The sequence below is a fragment of the Corallococcus silvisoli genome (assembly GCF_009909145.1).
GTDB lineage: Bacteria > Myxococcota > Myxococcia > Myxococcales > Myxococcaceae > Corallococcus > Corallococcus silvisoli.
This window is the reverse complement of the sequence record NZ_JAAAPJ010000015.1, coordinates 83,761-99,747: the sequence shown is the minus strand read 5'-3', so window position 1 is coordinate 99,747 and position 15,987 is coordinate 83,761. Positions and strand designations below refer to the sequence as shown.

Here is a 15,987-nt window from a genome sequence, read left to right as displayed (position 1 = left end):
CCCCATGGAAAGACAAACGGGCCCGGCGCGTCAACGCCGGGCCCGGAAAGACACCCCCGGTCGCTAGCTTGCTCCGCGGCCGGTGATGACGACCGGCACCGTCTGCAGCAGCAGGCGGAGGTCGCCGGTGAGGCTCCAGTGGTCGATGTACTGCATGTCCAGGTACATCCACTGCTCGAAGGAGATCTGATTCCGGCCGGACACCTGCCAGATGCAGGTGAGGCCCGGGCGCACCGACAGGCGGCGGCGCTGCCAGGTCTCGTACTTGGCCACCTCGCTGGGCACCGGCGGGCGGGGGCCCACGATGCTCATCTCACCCCGGAGCACGTTGAGGAACTGGGGCAGCTCGTCGATGGAGAACTTGCGGATGAAGCGGCCGATGCCGGTGATGCGCGGATCGTTCTTCATCTTGAAGACGGGGCCGGTCTGCTCGTTCTGCGCGGCCAGGCGCTCCTTGAGCTCCTCCGCGTTCACCACCATGGAGCGGAACTTCAGCATGTAGAACGGCTTGCCGTGCTGCCCCGTGCGCAGCTGCTTGAAGAAGATGGGGCCGCGCGAGGTGAGCTTGATGGCCGCCGCCACCACCGCGAACAGCGGCAGGAGCGCCCACAGCGCCACCGCGGACACGGCGATGTCGAACAGGCGCTTCATCGCCATCTGGTGCGGCTTCGGGGCCACCGCGGCGAAGTGCAGGTAGCCGTCCGCCACCGCGCGGGACTCCACCGGGCGCGCGCGGTCCAGGCGGAACGAGTGCGCCGGCAGCGCGAACGGCACGCCGAAGCGCTCGGCCAGCTTGATGGCGGCCTGCATGGACTCGCCCTGCTTGAGCGTGTTGCCCGCGATGTAGACCTCGCTCACCGGCAGCGTCCGCAGCAGGCGCTCCAGCTCGTCCGCGGGCCCCAGCACCCCGGCGGGCAGGCTGTCGCCGGAGGCGTGGTCCTCCGGGAAGCGCACGTAGCCGAGGATCTTGTGGCGGCCCCGCTTGAGCAGGTCCTCGCCGGTGTAGCGGCCCATGGCGCCGGTGCCGACGATGAGCACCTCCTCCGTGGGCGCCTCCTGCGAGGCCACCTGGCGGAAGACGCCCAGGCGCAAGAGCAGCGCCACCGGCCAGAAGATGAACAGCAGCGGCGCCAGGCCCACGTGCGCCGCGGCGGGCATCGCCAGCTCCAGCACCGCCTGCATCGTCACGACGGCCAGCGTGGTGACGGACACCAGCGCCACGTGGTCCAGCTTGCTGCGCTCGGCGAAGCGCGAGTCATACAGACACAGCGCGGTGCCCGTGATGAGCCACACCAGCACGGCGGTGGTCACCATGCCCGGCAGCTCCCAGCCCGGCGGGTACGTCAGCCCTCCGCGCATCCACGCCGAGCCCACCAGCACCGCCACCAGCAACACCACGTCCACGGTGAGGTTCAGCTTCGCCGCGAAGCCAGGAGCCAGGCGCGGCGGGTCGGTGACCTCGGTCGCGGTCATCTTCCCCGTCGCCGGGGAAGCCTTGACCTCGGCACTTGCAGTCGCACTGCTCATCGTGTCCACCCCCCTCTGCTTCGACCCGTCGGGTTTCGCAGAGGATACCGTCAAGGCTAGAAAAGTTTAATCAGGAGGAAATGCAAGACTGCCAAATTGTGCGTCGCGGCGCAACCTGGGTTCAGCAAGAAATACACGACATCAGGTAAATCCTTGAACAACCGCGACAGCCCTCTTTTTGCGAGCCTTTCCAGAGATGGTGACGTCGGACCCGGAGAGGGGATCGCCAGGGGTGTGTTGGAGGTCGCGGCCGGCGCTTTGACTGCATGTACGATGCCGGTCTGACAGGTGGTCGCAGGCCCCTTCACCGGGGTGGGTCATGGCGGAAGTCATGAGGGATTCCCAGGGGTTGGGGGTGAAATTCCAGCCGCTCCACGGCGGTGTAGACGTTGCAGCGGCCGTTCCTTGAGAACGCAGCGAGCGTTATGCCGGCACGCAGGGCCAGGTCGATGGCCAGCGAGCTGGCGGCGGAGACGCTGACGACGACGGGGATGCGGGCGCGCGCGGCCTTCTGGACGATCTCGAAGCTGGCGCGGCCACTGACGGCGAGGACGGTGGGGGCGGCGGGGAAGGGCGGGGCGGGCAGCCGGCGAGGGGCGCGCACGGCGCCGGCGAGCACCAGGGCCCCCACCACCTTGTCCACGGCGTTGTGGCGGCCCACGTCCTCGTAGGCGGCGAGCAGCCCGCCGTGGGCGTCGAGCGCGGCGGCGGCGTGGAGGCCCCCGGTGTGTTCGAAAGCGTGCTGGATGGCGCGCAGGCGTTCGGTGGCGCGGGCCACGGTGTGGGCGGAGAGGACGGGGCCGGGCGCGACGGGGGCGCAGGTGGCCATCAGGTCGTCCACGTCGCGGCGGCCGCACACGCCGCAGGCGGAGGTGGTGAGGGTGCCTCGGCGGGTGGCGTCCACGCGCTCCAGGTCGAGCACCGCGCCGGCGGCGGGGACGACCTCCAGCACGTTGCCGTAGCCGTCTTCACCGGGGTGGCCGCAGTGGAAGAGGCTGCCCAGGTCCTCGGCGTCCTGGAGGATGCCCTCGGCGAAGAGGAAGCCCACGGCGAGCTCGCGGTCGTGGCCCGGGGTGCGCATGGTGGTGGCGACGGTGTCGCCGCTCACGCGGATCTCCAGGGGCTCTTCCACGGCGATGCGGTCGTCCTCGGTGGCGCGGAGGGCGTCGCCGTCGAAGCGGCGCACGGCGCGGTGGGTGACGCCGCGCGGCTCGGGGCCCCGCGCGGGCGCGGCGACCGGCTCCGCGGAGACGGGCGGGGCATGGGCGTGCTCGCGCATCCACGCGAGCACGAAGTCCGCGACGGCGCTCGCGTCGGCGGGCAGCCGCTCCAGGTGGGCCAGGGCGGGCGGAGGCGCGGGCGCGTCCGTCACCAGGGCGAGCACGCCGGGACGCGAGGCCGCGAGCGGCGCGTCCAGCCCCTCACGCCACACCTCCAGCTTCGGCAGCGGTCCGTCCTTCCAGCCCTCCACGAGCACCAGGTCCACGAGGTCCGCGTAGCGCGCGAGCCGCGCGGAGGACAGGGCCTCCTGGGTCGTGAGCTGCGTGCCGTCCGGCGTGGCGAAGCCCACGAGCACCGCGCCCGCGGCCTGGAGTCGCGCGGTGTCGCTGCCCGGACGGTGGAGCGGATGTGCATCCGACGAGTGCTTCACGCACGCCACCCGCAGGCCTCGCGAGGACAGCGCCCGCACCAGCTGCTCCAGGAGCGTCGTCTTGCCGGCGCCGGACCAGCCGATGATGCCGAGGGCGGGGGGCGGCTTCACGCGGCCCCCACGGCCTGGAAGTCCGGTTGATCAAAGAGCTGCACGTCCACGCACTCGCCCTCGGCGAAGTCGGCGCGGCCCGCGGGCAGCACGGCCCAGCCCCGGGCGGCCACGTTCTGGAGGATCTGCCCCGCGCCCTGTGGCCGCAGCCGGGCCCACGGCTCGGCGCCGCCGTCGCGCGCGTCGAGCGCCGCGACGGTGACGAGGTAGGTGAGCCCCGCCTGCTTGTGACGTCCCTCGGAGAGGCGGGCGCGGGTGACGCGGCGCTGCTCGAGCACGCCCTGGTGCTTGAAGAGCAGGGGCCGCGCGAATTGATCGAACGCGACCGTGGCGGCGCCCGGATTGCCAGGCAGCACCACCACGGCGGTGGTTCCCAGGCGGGCCACGGCCACGGGCTTGCCCGGCTTGAGGGCGACGCCATCCACGACGAAGTGGGCCCCCATCCGGGCGAGCACGCGCTTCACGCAGTCCTTGTCGCCCACGGAGGCGCCGCCGGTGGTGATGAGCACGTCCACCTGGGGGGCCAGCTGCTCCAGCCGCGCGCGCAGCTCGGCCTCGTCGTCGCGCGAGCGGGCCAGCTGCGTGACGTCCGCGCCGGCCTCGCGCGCGAGCGCGGCCACGAGGATGCGGTTGCTTTCGAAGACCTGGTGCGGCTGCGCGGGCTGCCCCGGAGGCACGAGCTCATCCCCGGTGGCGATGACGGCGACGCGCGGCGCGGGGCGCACCAGCGCGGTGGCCTCCCCCAGGGACGCGAGCACGCCCAGCACGGTGGCGTCCACGCGCTGTCCGGCGGAGAACAGCGGCGCGCCGGACCTGACCTCCTCACCGGCGCGGCGCAGGTCATGGCCGGGCTCGACGTGGAGGAAGAGGTCCACGTGGGCGCCGTCATCGGTGGCGCGCGCGGCCTCCTGGCGGATGACGGCGTCGGCGCCGGGAGGGAGCGGGGCGCCCGTGAAGATGCGCGCGGCCTCGCCGGGCTGGAGGGCGCGGCGGGGGAGGTGGCCCGCGTAGACGGTGTCGACGACGCGCAGGCGCGCGGGACGGTCGCGGTTGGCGCCCCGGGTCTCCTCGGCGCGCACGGCCCACCCGTCCATGGCGGAGTTGTCGCAGCCGGGCAGCGCGCGCGAGGCCGCGATGCGGGTGGCGAGGAACCGTCCATGGGCTTCCATCAATGGAAGATGTGCGGGCGCCGCGGGCGCGATGGCTTCGAGTGCGGCCATTCGCGCGGCGGAGAGGGGAGTCAGCGGCATGCGTCCAGAGAGGGGAGGCGGAACTCTACGACGTGGGGCGCGGCCCTTGTCCACGGCGAGCGTGGGATTCGCGGCTGCTCCCTCCCCCCAGGACCTGGCGAAATCCCAGGAGTGGCGTGTTTTCTTGGAGGTTGGGACAGGGAGTGCACGAAGGGAAAGCTGTGTAGGGTCCCGCGGACATGGACGGATCCGCGACCTTTCCCGACGTGACGCTGGCCATCCTGGCGGGGGGGCAGGGGACCCGGCTGGGTGGGGCCGCGAAGGGGCTGCTGACCGTGGAGGGGCGCACGACTCTTGAACGGCTGCTGGCGCTGGGGTCGCATTTCGCGGACGTGGTGTTGGTGGCGAACGCACCGGAGCCCTACGCGCGCTTCGGGGCGCGCACGGTGGCGGACGCGGTGAAGGGGAAGGGCGCACCCGGCGGTGTCCACGCGGCCTTGGGCGCGGCGCGCACGCCGTGGGTATTCGCGGTGGCGTGCGACATGCCGTTCGTCACGGAGGCCGCGGCGCGGGTCGTGCTGGACGCGCGAGCGGAGGACGTGGACGCGGTGTGCTTCGAGCGCGAGGGACGCTGCGAGCCGCTGCTCGCGGCGTACCGCGCGGGGCTGGTGGCGCGGTGGGGCGAGGCGCTGGCGGAGGACCCGTCGATGCGGCGCGTGCTCCTGCGCTTCCGCACCCGGACGTTGCCCGAGGCCGCGTTGCGCGCGGTGGATCCACAGCTGCGTGCGCTGGCGAATGTGAACACGCCGGAGGACCTGGTGCGCTACGGCGTGACGCTGCCGGCGCGCTGAGTGGCGGTTGGCGGACGGAGGGCGGAGGCGAGTGACGGTGGAACCTCGCCGGGACGCGGTGCTGCTGGCGGACGGAAGTGTCGCGCGGAACGCCGCGCGCCGCCGTGACGTCGCGGCAACATGGCGCCATCACGACGGTTCCGGCGGCGTCACCATGAAGCGCGCATAGGGGGCGTCCGGTCGGGGCGCGCGCTCCGGCGCTCCCTGCCCCAGCACGGGCAACGGGAAGCTCAGCGGCCTTCCATCCGAAGCCTCCGTGTTCCCCTCCACCTGCGCCGCGCCCAGCCCCTGGCGCTGGCCCTGGAACGTCGCCTGCGGATCCCTCGCGGAGACCCGGCCCGCCTGGATGATGCCGAACCTCGCGGCCACCGCGCCCACCGTGGACAGCGTGTCCGCCATCACCTGCTTCCACCGCGCGCGTCCCGGCAGCACGTCCACCCCCAGCCCCGCCAGCGAGCACGTCCGCGACAGCGCCCACAGCGCTCCCGCCGCGCCCCCGCGCAGCGGCCTGCCCACCTCCACCACCCGCCGCGCCTCCAGCTCCACCGCCTCGCGGGTGAACGCCTCCGCCACCTTGCCCGCCACCCGGAAGCGGCGCAGCACCCGCTCCTCCGCGTCCGTGTGCGGGAACAGCGACAGCAGGCTCCCGGCGCTCGCCGTCGCGGAGGCCATGAAGAACAGCGGCAACACCCGGCCCACCTGCTGCCACAGCGGCACCGCGGTGTTGCTCACCAGCACCGCCGTGTAGCCCGCGAGCGGCAGGCCCAACGCCGCGCCCACCGCGCCCGCCGCGCGCCCCAGGCTCCCCCACGCGCCCGGCCGTCGACGCAGCGCCAGCGCCGCCGTGTTCGCCGCCCCCGAGCCCGCCAGCACCCACGACCCCATGCTCATGGGCGACGTGGGCCGGAACACCCGCAGCATGTTCAGGAAGCGCGACGGACGGCCCAGGTCGTGGATCAACAGCCCCGCGCTCACCAGATCCCCCGCCGTGGCCACCGTGTGGCAGCGCCCCGCCAGCCGCTCCAGCCCCCGTCCCCCCAGGTGCTCCAGCGCCGCGCCGAGCACGCTCGCCGCGCCCGCCACCCCGCCCACGTAGAAGTACGCGGGGACGGACCAGATCCACAGCGGCTCCTTCAACACGGGCAGGCCGTAGTAGCTCGGGGCCTCGGCGCTGTCCGGCCCCGACCGCGAGGGCACCGTGGCCAGCACCTCCGGCCCTGGCTTCGGTGGCTCCGGATCCTTCACCCGCTGCTGGGCCCCCTCGCCTTCGAGGATGCCCGCGCGCGGGTCGATGTTCCGCCCGTCCGCCTTGCGTTGCAGCCGGTCCAGCAGCGTGTCGTCGCTCATCCGCGCCCCTCCCGCCCGAACACCGCCGCGCCCACCGCCACCGCGACCATCCCCACCGCGCCCGCCGCCACGGAGGCCCAGGCGCGCAGCGCCTTCTTCGTCGGCGCCACCGGATCCGGCGGCAGGTTGTAGACCTCCGGCTTGTCCAGCAGCAGGAAGAACGCGTTGAGCCCACCGGTCCCGGGCTGGCTCTCCGCGTCCTTGCCGTACAGGTACGCGTCCGTCACGCCCTGGCCATGCAGCGCGCGCACCCGCGACTCCGCCCGCGCGTGCAGTTCGTCCAGGTCGCCGTACTGGATGGACGCCGTGGGGCACGCCTTCGCGCACGCGGGCGTCTGGTCGTCGCCGATGCGGTCGTAGCAGAGCGTGCACTTCCACGCGCGCCCGTCATCCTCGCGCCGGTCCACCACGCCGAACGGACACGCGGACACGCAGTAGCCGCAGCCGTTGCACACGTCCGGCTGCACGTACACGGTGTCGAACTCTGTCCGCACGATGGCGCCCGTGGGACACGCCTCCAGGCATGCCGCGCGCTGGCAGTGCTTGCACACGTCCGACATCATCAGCCACGAGAAGTCCCCCGCGCCCGACGTCTGCCCCTGCAGCGGTGCGGGCCGCTCCACGAACGCCACGTGCCGCCACGTCGACGCGCCCAGGTGCGCCGTCTGGTCGTACGACATGCCCGTGAAGTGGAAGCCGTCGTCCGGGAGCTGGTTCCACTGCTTGCACGCGACCTCGCACGCCTTGCAGCCGATGCAGAGCGTCGTGTCCGTGAAGAACCCCTTGCGGCTGCCCATGCGCCTACTCCTTCTCCCCGGGTTCCTGTGCTTCCGAGTGGTCCACCGGGCCCGGTGGTGACACGTCGCGCGGCACCTCCGGCACCGTGAGCGGCGGCGGCCGTGCCCCCGCCGCGGCCCGCTCACCCGTGCGCAGCCGCCCCGCCTTCAGGTCCGCCGTGAACACCTTCGACTCCTGGATGTCCACGTTCTGATCCGCGACGAAGGACGTCAGCTCGTTGGCCGCGTCGCCCCGCACGCGCCCGGTGACGCCCCAGTGGTACGGCAGGCCAATCTGGTGCACCCACGCCCCCTTCACCCGCAGCGGGCGGAGGCGCTCGGTCACCAGCGCCCGGCACTCGATGTCCCCTCGCGCCGTGAGGAGCGTGCACCAGCCCCCGTTCGCCAGCCCCTTCTCCCGCGCCAGCTCCGGGGAGATTTCACAGAACATCTCCGGCTGCAGCTCGCTCAGCCACGACAGCCAGCGCGACATGCCGCCCGCGGTGTGGTGCTCGGTGAGCCGGTACGTCGTGACCAGATAGGGGTAGCGCGGGTCGCCCCAGGCCCGGTGGTAGGGGTTGTCCCCGCGCCTCCACTCCTCGCGCGTGGGGCTGCACTGCTGCGCATGGAGCGGGTTGGGCACCACCGACTCCATGGGCTCGTAGTGCGTGGGCAGCGGCCCGTCCATCAGCCCGCTGGGCGCGAAGAGCCAGCCCTTGCCGTCCGCCTGCATCAGGAAGGGATCATTCCCCGCGAGGGTCGCGAGCCCCGTCGCGCCCTCGGGCGGCCGGTACTCCGGGGGCCGGTCCGCGATGAAGTCCGGCACGTCCTCGCCCGTCCACCTCCGCGCCTCCGCGTCCCACCACACGTAGCGCTTGCGCTCGCTCCACGGCTTGCCATCCACGTCCGCCGACGCGCGGTTGTAGAGCAGCCTCCGGTTGGCGGGCCACGCCCAGCCCCACTCGGGCGCCACCCACGTCTGCTCCTGTCCGGGCCTGCGTCGCGCGGGCTGGTTGACGCCGTCCTGGTAGCAGCCGGAGTAGATCCAACAGCCGCACGCCGTGGAGCCGTCGTCCTTCAGCGCCATGAAGCCGTCCACCGGCTGGCCGTCCGCCACCGTGTACCCGTTGATCTCCTTCAGCACCGCCTCCGCGGAGGGCTCCGCGTGCGGCCCCCGCGTGGGGTAGTCCCACGTCAGGTCCAGCAGCGGCGCGTCCTTGGGGTCCGTGGAGCCCGCGTGGAGCCGCCGCAGCTTGAGGCCCAGGTGATAGGCGAAGTGCAGCTCGCTGCGCGTGTCCCCCGCCGGCTCCACCGCCTTGTGGTGCCATTGCAGCAGCCGCTGCGTGTTGGTGAAGCTGCCGTCCTTCTCCGTGTGCGCGGCGGCTGGGAAGAAGAACACCTCCGTCTGGATGTCCTCCGTGCGCACCTGCCCGGCCTGGATTTCAGGCGCCGTGCGCCAGAACTCCGCGGTCTCGATGAGGGTGAAGTCGCGCACCACCAGCCAGTCCAGCTGGCGCAGCCCCTTGCGCTGGAGCGCCCCGTTCATGCTGCCCACGGCCGGGTTCTCCCCCATGACGAAGTAGCCCTGGAGCTTCCCGTCCGCCATGTCCGCCACCGTCTGCATGTGCGAGTGGTTTCCCGTCAGCCGGGGCAGGTGGGCGAAGAGGTAGTCATTGGCCCGCGTGGCCTTGTCTCCGAACCACGCCTTGAGCAGCGACACGGCGTACTTGGGGAACTCGCTCAACCAGCCGCCGCCGGACGTGTTGTCGCGGAGGTACTGCTCCAGCCGGTCCTGGGGTTGCGCGCGCGGCATGGGCAGGTAGCCGGGCAGCAGGTTGTAGAGCGTGGGGATGTCCGTGGAGCCCTGGATGGACGCGTGCCCGCGCAGCGCGAGGATGCCGCCTCCGGGCCGGCCGATGTTGCCCAGGAGCAGCTGGAGGATGGCCGCGGCGCGGATGTACTGCACGCCCACCGAGTGCTGCGTCCAGCCCACCGCGTAGCAGAACGCGCTGGTGCGCTCGGGGTTGGAGTTGGCGCACAGCGTCTCCGCCACCTGGAGGAACAGCGCCTCCGGCACGCCGCACACCTGCGACACCACCTTGGGCGTGTAGCGGGAGAAGTGGCGCTTGAGCAGCTGGAACACGCACCGGGGATGCTGGAGCGTGGGGTCCTGGTGCTCGTCGCTCGGCGCCCCCCGGTGCTCATCCCCGCCGCCGCCCGCGCCCGGTTCGTCCGTCAGCTCCTTGTGGCCCGCCGCGGGCACCACGCCCTCCGCGCCCTGGTACTGCCAGGAGAGCGGGTCGTAGCGGTTGTCCTTCGGCTGGAAGCCGCTGAAGAGGCCCTCCAGGTCCTCCGTGTCCAGGAAGTCCTCGCGGATGAGCGTGGCCGCGTTGGTGTATTGCACGACGTAGTCGCGGAAGTAGCGCTCGTGCTCCAGCACGTAGTGGATGAGCCCGCCCAGGAACGCGATGTCGGAGCCCACCCGGATGGGCGCGTACAGGTCCGACACCGCGCTGGTGCGCGTGTAGCGCGGATCCACGTGGATGACCTTGGCGCCCCGGGCCTTCGCCTCCATCACCCACTGGAAGCCCACCGGATGGCACTCGGCCATGTTGGACCCCTGGATGAGGATGCAGTCCGAGTGCTGCAGGTCCTGCTGGAACGTCGTGGCGCCCCCGCGGCCGAACGTGATGCCCAGACCGGGCACCGTGGACGCGTGTCATATTCGCGCCTGGTTCTCCACCTGCACGACGCCCAGCGCGTTGAACAGCTTCTTGAGCAGGTAGTTCTCCTCGTTGTCCAGCGTCGCCCCTCCCAGGTGCGCCATCCCCAGCGTCCGGTTCAACCGCTGGCCCTTCGCGTCCGTCAGCTCGAACGTCGCGTCGCGCGTGCGCTTCACGCGCTCCGCCACCCGGTCCATCGCCTCTTCCAGCGGGATGGGTTCCCACCGCGTCCCGCCGGGGCGGCGGTAGAGCACCTGCTGGACGCGCTGCGTGCCCGTGACGAGCTGGAAGGTGGCGGCCCCCTTGGGACACAGGCGCCCCCGGGAGATGGGCGAATGCGGGTCGCCCTCGATGTCGAGGATGCGCCCTCCGCGCACGTGGACCTCCTGGCCACAGCCCACCGCGCAGTACGGGCAGATGGACTTGACCACGGTGTCCGCGGACTTCGTGCGCGGCTCCAGCGCGCGGCTGCGCGCGGACATCGCCGTGTCCCCCAGCGCCCGGCCGTCCCCCCGGGCGAGCTGCCGCAGCACGGGCCAAGCGTTCAACAGCTCACGGAACTTCAAGGCCGCTCCTCCGGGAGATGCGCGGTCCACCGCGCGTCCCCAAGATGGGGACGCGCGAGGGCGGGGACCAGTGCCGGGGAGGCCCGGGCTTCCGTCCAGCAACCCCTAGGAACGAGCCGGCGGGCAGGCATGAGCGTGCGCGCCCCCAAGAGGCGGAGCGGAAATGCCGGGCGTGTCGGGGAGCGAGTGGAGACCCGCATGACAGACAGGACCCCCCTCATCTTGCTGATTGAAGACGAGGAAGACATCCGTGACGCGGTCGCGACATTGCTGGAGATGGAGGGCTACCGCGTCGCGCAGTGCGTGCACGGCGAGGACGCGTGGTCGTGGCTCCAATCCCACCCGCGTCCGTCGCTGGTGCTGCTGGACCTGATGATGCCGGTGATGGATGGCCAGGCGTTCCTCCTGCGGTTGTCCCAGGAGCACCTGCTGCGGGGCGTGCCCATCATCGTGCTCTCCGGCAGCCCCTTCCGGCCGCCGGGCGCGGTGGCCTACCTGCGCAAGCCGGTGGCGGTGGATCCACTGCTGGAAGCAGTGCGCCACTTCCTGCCGTCATCCGAGGAAGGACCGGAAGGACCTCACACGTCGTGAAACATGTGTCGCGAGGGGCGCTCCGAGCCCATCAGGGACTCGCGGTGGGGCGTGACCTGTGGAATCCTCGTGGCCCGTCAGGTTCCCGCCTGGTGGATTCCCCCAATCAAAGGACGACGCTAATGCCTCCTGGCATGCTGGAACTTCCCGAGGACGTCGCCCGCGACCTGGAAGCGCGCCTTGCCGCGACCACGTCGGAGGACACGAGCCGGGGTCTGTTCTTCCTGGGCGTGCTGGACGCGGTGCGCTTTCTGGGCGGACCCCAGGCGGTGGCGCGCTGTCTGGAGCAGGTGGGCGAAACCGCCGACTTCCTGCCCATGCAGACCTATCCCTTCCCGCGCTTCCTGCGGCTGTCGTACGTGGCGGCCGAACAGCTGTCGCCGCTCGTCGGAGGCCATGAGGCGGCGCAGCGGCAGATTGGCACGCAGGCGATGCTGGACTTCCTCAACTCCATGTTCGCGCGCGACTTCGTGCAGCAGGCGGGAGGCGACCCGAAGCGGCTGCTGGAGCTGATGCACTCCGGTTACCGCACGGCGCTGAACTTCGGCGAGCGCACCGTGGAGTGGACGGGCCCCACGTCGGGCCGGGTCGTGATGAAGCGCTCGTTGATGCCGGTGCCGTACAACGAGGGCATCCTCCAGTCCGCGCTGGAGGTGACGGGCGTGCATGACGTGCAGGTGCGCGGCAAGGCGCAGTCGCTGGTGGACGCCATCTACGAAGTCTCCTGGTCGTGAGCCGCGCGAGCCCCCCGCCCTCCTGGAGGGCACGGGGGCCGGTGGCGCTCGCCGTCGCGCGCGGGGCTCAGGCCAGGGCGCGGCGCACGAGGCGGTAGGTGCCCTCGGTGGTGGTGCCGTAGACGAGGTGGGCGGCCAGCGCGCTCAGGTGTGACTTCGCCGGGACCTTGTGGGGCGGCGGGGCGAGGCGCAGGAGCGGCACCGCCAGCTCGTCGCCGAAGAGGAAGAGGCCCAGGCCGAAGCCCACGCCGAACAGCTTCCCCGCCAGCGGCGCGCGGCCGTGCAGGGCGCCGTGAAGGGCCCCCCACAGCGTGCCGTAGCCCCAGTGCACGGCGTTGCCCGCGGCCTTCTTCCGTTCGCCCTCCAGGTGCACACCCACGGGCTCCGCCAGCTTGCGCGCGGCCACCTCCGTGGCGGGCTCCCGCGCGGATGACTGTGAGCTGTCCTCGTCCTTCGACTTGCTCCACTTCGCGATGAGCGCCTGTGACTGGTTCATCGCGAAGGTGCCCACGGCGCCGCCCACCGCGCCCATGAGGACGTCCTTCCAGATTGAGCGCCGCTCCTCGCGGGCGAACGGAGGGAGGCGGTTCCAGCGGATCATGGGCGGTCCTTTCGGTGTCGGGGGGGACGGCTTCAGCCAGACGCGGTGCTCCGTCCGGCCCTGTCCTCCGGCGGTGGAGGGCGGGGGCTGTGCGTGCTTCCTGGTCCATAGGGTGGGGTGGCCCCGGGCCGGGTGCATGGCGAAGAGAGGGAGGGCGAGGCCCGCCTCGACCCTGGCATGAGGGGCGGCCGGGCGGGCGGGCCCCCTGCTGGACGGTTTTTCCGGAGGCTCGCGGCGTGCCGGGGCTCTCTGGAGGGCCCACCTGTGAAGGAGGGGGGCGAAAGCGCATGGCACGTCGCGAGGACTTGAGGGGACAGGTGGCCATCGTCACCGGCGCATCGAGTGGCGTGGGCTGGCAGTCCGCGGTGCGGCTGGCGGAGGCCGGGGTGAGGCTGTGCGTCACCGCGAGGCGGCAGGCGGCGCTGGAGGCCTTGCGCGTGGAGGTGCTCCAGCGCGGCGGCGAGTGTCTGGTGTCCGAGGGCGACGTGACGGTGGCGGAGGACGTGGAGCGGGTGGTGCGCGAGTGCGTGGCGCACTACGGCCGCGTGGACCTGCTGGTGAACGCGGCGGCGGTGCGGTCGTACGGCTTCTTCGACCAGCTCCCCTGGGAGCACCTCACGCGCGTGTTCGACGTGGCGTGCTTCGGCGCCTTCCGCTTCGCCCGGGCGGTGCTGCCGCACTTCCGCGCGCGCGGGCACGGCCATGTGCTCAACGTGCAGTGCCTGCTGTCGTCGGGGGCGGCGCCGCTCCTGTCGGCGTCCGCGGCCGCGAAGCACGCGACGCTGGGGTGGGCGCGGGCGCTGGAGGTGGAGCTGGCCGGCACGGGCATCCACGTGTCCAACGTGCTGGCGCCGTCCCTGGACACGCCCCTGTTCGACCACGCGGCGACGACGCTGGGACGCATGCCCGCGCCGCTGCCGCTCACGTACGACGTGGACCGGGTGGCCAGGGCGGTGGTGCGGAGGGCGCGGCGTCCAGGCCGCGCGTCGGTGCCGGTGTTCTTCCTGGGGCGATGGATGCCGTGGCTCGACCGGCTGGCGCCGTCGGTGGGCAGGGCGGTGCTGGGCCGCTTCGGCGCGCGGCCCCGGATGACGCGCGCGCCGCCGCACCGGCCCGAGGGCAACCTCTTCTTCCCCATGGAGGAAGGGGTGGGGCCTCGGGGCAGCGTCCCTCCGACGCCCGCGTGGCTGCGCTTCACGGCGACGCTGGGGCTGGCGGTGCTGACGGGCGGTGCGGTGCTGGGCGCGCGGAGCCTGGCCCGCGTCGCGCGCTGAGGCCGGGGCGCGATCAGGAATTCCAGCGCGGTCAAAGGAAGGGGCTGTCTGGGCGAAGTGTCAGGCGGCGGCAAAACATCCTCGCGTTGCGGCGCTCTTTGATTAGAAGAGGCGTCGCATGCGTACCGGGAAGGGTCGGCCGGGCGCGAACGTGAGGAGCAACCTCGATGCGTGGAAACAGCAAGTGGACGGGCCTGGCGCTGGTGGCGGGGCTCGCGGTGTCGGCGGAGGCAGTGGCGGCGGATGGCAACCTGGACAGTGACCCGGGCCGCTCGTCCTCGTTCGGTCAGCAGGGCCAGGTGGTCGTCAGCCAGGAGCTGAATGGCTTCCTGGGCTACAACACGGCCTCGGAGGTGTTCCTGGTCCGGCTGGAGCCGTCGGCGGACTACTTCCTCCAGCAGAACCTGTCCGTGGGCGCCTCCGCGCTCGTGGCCTTCGGCTTCGGTGACTCCACCGTCGTGGGCCTGGGCGTGCTGGGCCGCGTGGGCTACCACCTGCCGCTCAACGAGCGCGTGTCGTTCTGGCCCAAGGCGGGCTTCGGCGTGCAGTTCGCCCACGTGCCGGGCGCCAGCGACGTGAACTTCGTCCTGGATTTCAACGCCCCCATCCTGTTCCACGTCGCGCCGCACTTCTTCGTGGGCGCGGGCCCGCAGGTGCGCGCCCTCATCAGCCAGCGCGTGGGCAGCCTGGGCTCGGAGCAGGGCAACTTCTCCGGCAACGACGTGACCATCGGCATCAACACCACGGTCGGCGGCTACTTCTAGCCTCCCGCCTTCTCCGGCACCCTGGGCCATGGGCCCGGGTGTCGGGGAAAGCAGGACCTGGGACGTAGGGCGGTCTGGATTGACGTCCCGGGTTGGATGTGTTGGGTTGGAGCTCGCCATGTCCGTGCTTCCGTTCGTCTCCCGGCTGCCCGCGTTCGCACCCCTCCATCCGCTGGGTCGGGGTCCGTTGGGCGAATGGGTGTCCCTGGTGTGGCCGCTGGAGCAAGGCCCCGGGGTCGCGCGCCCGCTGGTGGTGAAGACGTTCCTGCTGGCGTCGGGGCTGGCGCCGGAGACGCGGCGTCCGTTGGAGGAGGCGCTGGCGCGGGCGGTGCCGCTGCGGCATCCGGGCATCGCGCGGCTCCACGGCTTCCAGGTGGATGCGCGCGACACGCTGACGGTGGTGTCGGACTACGTCCCCGGCTGTTCGCTGGCCACGGCGCGAAGGCGGGTGGTGGGGCGGGGCGGGCGGCTGTCGGAGGCGTTCGTGTGTCACGTGGGCGCGGAGGTCGCGGGCGCGCTGCAGGCCGCGCACGCGTCGCGCGTGGTGCACGGGGACGTGTGCGCGCACCGCATCCGCGTGGGGCCTCGGGGCGAGGTGACGCTGACGGACTTCGGGCTGAGGCCCGCGCACCGGCTGCTGCGCCGGTTCACGTCGCCCTCGCGGCCGGACGTGGTGGCGCCCGTCGCGGAGGACGCGGGCGGCGCGTCCGCGGAGGCGCGGGAGGACCTGCGCGCCCTGGGCCGGGTGTTGTGGGAGTTGGTGACGGGCCGCCCCGGGGGCCCGGAGGATGCCGGGGACACGGCGGCCTCGTGCGACGTGTCTCCCGCGCTGCGGGACGTGCTGCGGCCGTTGCTGCGGGATGCGCCCGTCGAAGGGGACGCCGGTGCGCGGCTCCAGGCGGACCTGCGCGCATGTCTGGAGCGCGGCGGGACGTGCCACGGGCGCGAGGACGTGGTGCGGGAGCTGGCGGCGTTGCCGGGGTCGGGCCCGCTGTCGCCGGTGGAGCTGTACGTGGGCGCGGCGTCGGTGATGACCGCCTCCGTGCCGGTGCGTGAGCGCGCGCTGAAGTCCTGAGCGGGCCGCGGATGATCCGCGTGCGGGCTCGCGCGGTCGTTCCCCCGTCGGAGTGACCTGTAGGGTAGCCAACGTCCTGCGTCCTCGCCGTGCGAAACGCGACGGGACGGGATGGAGGCGCTGGTGGCTGTCGTCATGCCGCGCCCACAGTCGTGCCCACCTCCGGCGTGAGCAGTCGCGGAGGCCCGCCGCGCTGGACGGAGGAG

13 protein-coding genes and 1 pseudogene are annotated in these 15,987 nt (G+C 72.4%); 6 read left to right on the top strand and 8 right to left on the bottom strand.

Annotation, left to right across the window (positions count from 1 at the left end; all coding sequences use genetic code 11):
* Positions 1 to 63 precede the first annotated feature (63 nt).
* The 4 genes and pseudogenes from epsZ to GTY96_RS27820 form a co-directional block, all read right to left on the bottom strand.
* A complete protein-coding gene (gene epsZ, locus GTY96_RS27830) occupies positions 64 to 1,473 on the bottom strand; it encodes an exopolysaccharide biosynthesis polyisoprenyl-phosphate hexose-1-phosphate transferase EpsZ (protein ID WP_235685913.1) in 1,410 nt (469 codons plus the stop codon).
* Positions 1,474 to 1,831: 358 nt separating this feature from the next.
* Positions 1,832 to 2,806 (bottom strand): formate dehydrogenase accessory sulfurtransferase FdhD, encoded by a 975-nt coding sequence (gene fdhD, locus GTY96_RS38410; RefSeq protein WP_407926985.1) that lies wholly within the window; start codon positions 2,804 to 2,806, stop codon positions 1,832 to 1,834.
* A gap of 63 nt (positions 2,807 to 2,869) precedes the next feature.
* A pseudogene (mobB, locus tag GTY96_RS38405) lies at positions 2,870 to 3,289 on the bottom strand (molybdopterin-guanine dinucleotide biosynthesis protein B); the annotation flags it as partial.
* Complete coding sequence (locus tag GTY96_RS27820) at positions 3,286 to 4,539, bottom strand: molybdopterin molybdotransferase MoeA (RefSeq protein WP_143907633.1); 1,254 nt, start codon at positions 4,537 to 4,539, stop codon at positions 3,286 to 3,288. The gene GTY96_RS27820 and the pseudogene mobB, both read right to left, overlap by 4 nt.
* Before the next feature lie 179 nt (positions 4,540 to 4,718).
* Between GTY96_RS27820 and mobA the strand changes: the two genes are divergently transcribed.
* Entirely contained in the window at positions 4,719 to 5,330 is a 612-nt protein-coding gene (gene mobA / locus GTY96_RS27815; protein ID WP_161666310.1) for a molybdenum cofactor guanylyltransferase, read from the top strand.
* A gap of 129 nt (positions 5,331 to 5,459) precedes the next feature.
* On the opposite strand, the gene nrfD is transcribed toward mobA, so the two are convergent.
* The 3 genes from nrfD to fdh are packed head-to-tail and all read right to left on the bottom strand — an operon-like array spanning position 5,460 to position 10,742.
* On the bottom strand, positions 5,460 to 6,677 hold the full coding sequence (gene nrfD, locus GTY96_RS38400) for an NrfD/PsrC family molybdoenzyme membrane anchor subunit (protein WP_161666309.1): 1,218 nt from the start codon (positions 6,675 to 6,677) through the stop codon (positions 5,460 to 5,462).
* Positions 6,674 to 7,474: a 4Fe-4S dicluster domain-containing protein gene (locus GTY96_RS27805; RefSeq protein WP_201756458.1), complete on the bottom strand. Its 801-nt coding sequence runs from the start codon at positions 7,472 to 7,474 to the stop codon at positions 6,674 to 6,676. The genes nrfD and GTY96_RS27805 overlap by 4 nt, the downstream gene beginning before the upstream one ends.
* A 4-nt stretch (positions 7,475 to 7,478) precedes the next feature.
* Complete coding sequence (gene fdh / locus GTY96_RS27800; RefSeq protein WP_268903984.1) at positions 7,479 to 10,742, bottom strand: formate dehydrogenase; 3,264 nt, start codon at positions 10,740 to 10,742, stop codon at positions 7,479 to 7,481.
* A 198-nt stretch (positions 10,743 to 10,940) separates the two neighbouring features.
* Here fdh and GTY96_RS27790 point away from each other — a divergent pair, with 198 nt between their 5' ends.
* Together GTY96_RS27790 and GTY96_RS27785 are read left to right on the top strand one after the other, a co-directional pair.
* Positions 10,941 to 11,333, top strand: a complete 393-nt coding sequence (locus GTY96_RS27790; protein ID WP_161666308.1) for a response regulator — start codon at positions 10,941 to 10,943, stop codon at positions 11,331 to 11,333.
* A 134-nt stretch (positions 11,334 to 11,467) separates the two neighbouring features.
* Complete coding sequence (locus tag GTY96_RS27785) at positions 11,468 to 12,067, top strand: DUF2378 family protein (protein ID WP_161666307.1); 600 nt, start codon at positions 11,468 to 11,470, stop codon at positions 12,065 to 12,067.
* Positions 12,068 to 12,134: 67 nt separating this feature from the next.
* Here the strand turns inward: GTY96_RS27785 and GTY96_RS27780 are convergent, their stop codons facing one another.
* Positions 12,135 to 12,668 (bottom strand): DUF1440 domain-containing protein, encoded by a 534-nt coding sequence (locus tag GTY96_RS27780; protein ID WP_161666306.1) that lies wholly within the window; start codon positions 12,666 to 12,668, stop codon positions 12,135 to 12,137.
* Between the two features lie 287 nt (positions 12,669 to 12,955).
* Between GTY96_RS27780 and GTY96_RS27775 the strand changes: the two genes are divergently transcribed.
* The 3 genes from GTY96_RS27775 to GTY96_RS27765 all read left to right on the top strand — a co-directional run bounded on the left by GTY96_RS27775 (position 12,956) and on the right by GTY96_RS27765 (position 15,781).
* Complete coding sequence (locus GTY96_RS27775; RefSeq protein ID WP_161666305.1) at positions 12,956 to 13,942, top strand: SDR family NAD(P)-dependent oxidoreductase; 987 nt, start codon at positions 12,956 to 12,958, stop codon at positions 13,940 to 13,942.
* A 167-nt stretch (positions 13,943 to 14,109) separates the two neighbouring features.
* A complete protein-coding gene (locus tag GTY96_RS27770) occupies positions 14,110 to 14,706 on the top strand; it encodes a hypothetical protein (protein ID WP_143907646.1) in 597 nt (198 codons plus the stop codon).
* Between the two features lie 118 nt (positions 14,707 to 14,824).
* Positions 14,825 to 15,781 (top strand): protein kinase, encoded by a 957-nt coding sequence (locus tag GTY96_RS27765; protein WP_161666304.1) that lies wholly within the window; start codon positions 14,825 to 14,827, stop codon positions 15,779 to 15,781.
* Positions 15,782 to 15,987: the final 206 nt, after the last annotated feature.

Bases quoted from the DNA above. Each gene is read 5' to 3' on its own strand.
- GTY96_RS27805 (WP_201756458.1), bottom strand. From the start codon at position 7,474: ATGGGCAGCCGCAAGGGGTTCTTCACGGACACGACGCTCTGCATCGGC.
- GTY96_RS27780 (WP_161666306.1), bottom strand. From the start codon at position 12,668: ATGATCCGCTGGAACCGCCTCCCTCCGTTCGCCCGCGAGGAGCGGCGC.
- GTY96_RS27775 (WP_161666305.1), top strand. From the start codon at position 12,956: ATGGCACGTCGCGAGGACTTGAGGGGACAGGTGGCCATCGTCACCGGC.
- GTY96_RS27770 (WP_143907646.1), top strand. From the start codon at position 14,110: ATGCGTGGAAACAGCAAGTGGACGGGCCTGGCGCTGGTGGCGGGGCTC.
- GTY96_RS27790 (WP_161666308.1), top strand. From the start codon at position 10,941: ATGACAGACAGGACCCCCCTCATCTTGCTGATTGAAGACGAGGAAGAC.
- epsZ (WP_235685913.1), bottom strand. From the start codon at position 1,473: ATGACCGCGACCGAGGTCACCGACCCGCCGCGCCTGGCTCCTGGCTTC.
- GTY96_RS27785 (WP_161666307.1), top strand. From the start codon at position 11,468: ATGCTGGAACTTCCCGAGGACGTCGCCCGCGACCTGGAAGCGCGCCTT.
- fdhD (WP_407926985.1), bottom strand. From the start codon at position 2,806: ATGCGCGAGCACGCCCATGCCCCGCCCGTCTCCGCGGAGCCGGTCGCC.
- mobA (WP_161666310.1), top strand. From the start codon at position 4,719: ATGGACGGATCCGCGACCTTTCCCGACGTGACGCTGGCCATCCTGGCG.
- GTY96_RS27820 (WP_143907633.1), bottom strand. From the start codon at position 4,539: ATGCCGCTGACTCCCCTCTCCGCCGCGCGAATGGCCGCACTCGAAGCC.
- nrfD (WP_161666309.1), bottom strand. From the start codon at position 6,677: ATGAGCGACGACACGCTGCTGGACCGGCTGCAACGCAAGGCGGACGGG.
- GTY96_RS27765 (WP_161666304.1), top strand. From the start codon at position 14,825: ATGTCCGTGCTTCCGTTCGTCTCCCGGCTGCCCGCGTTCGCACCCCTC.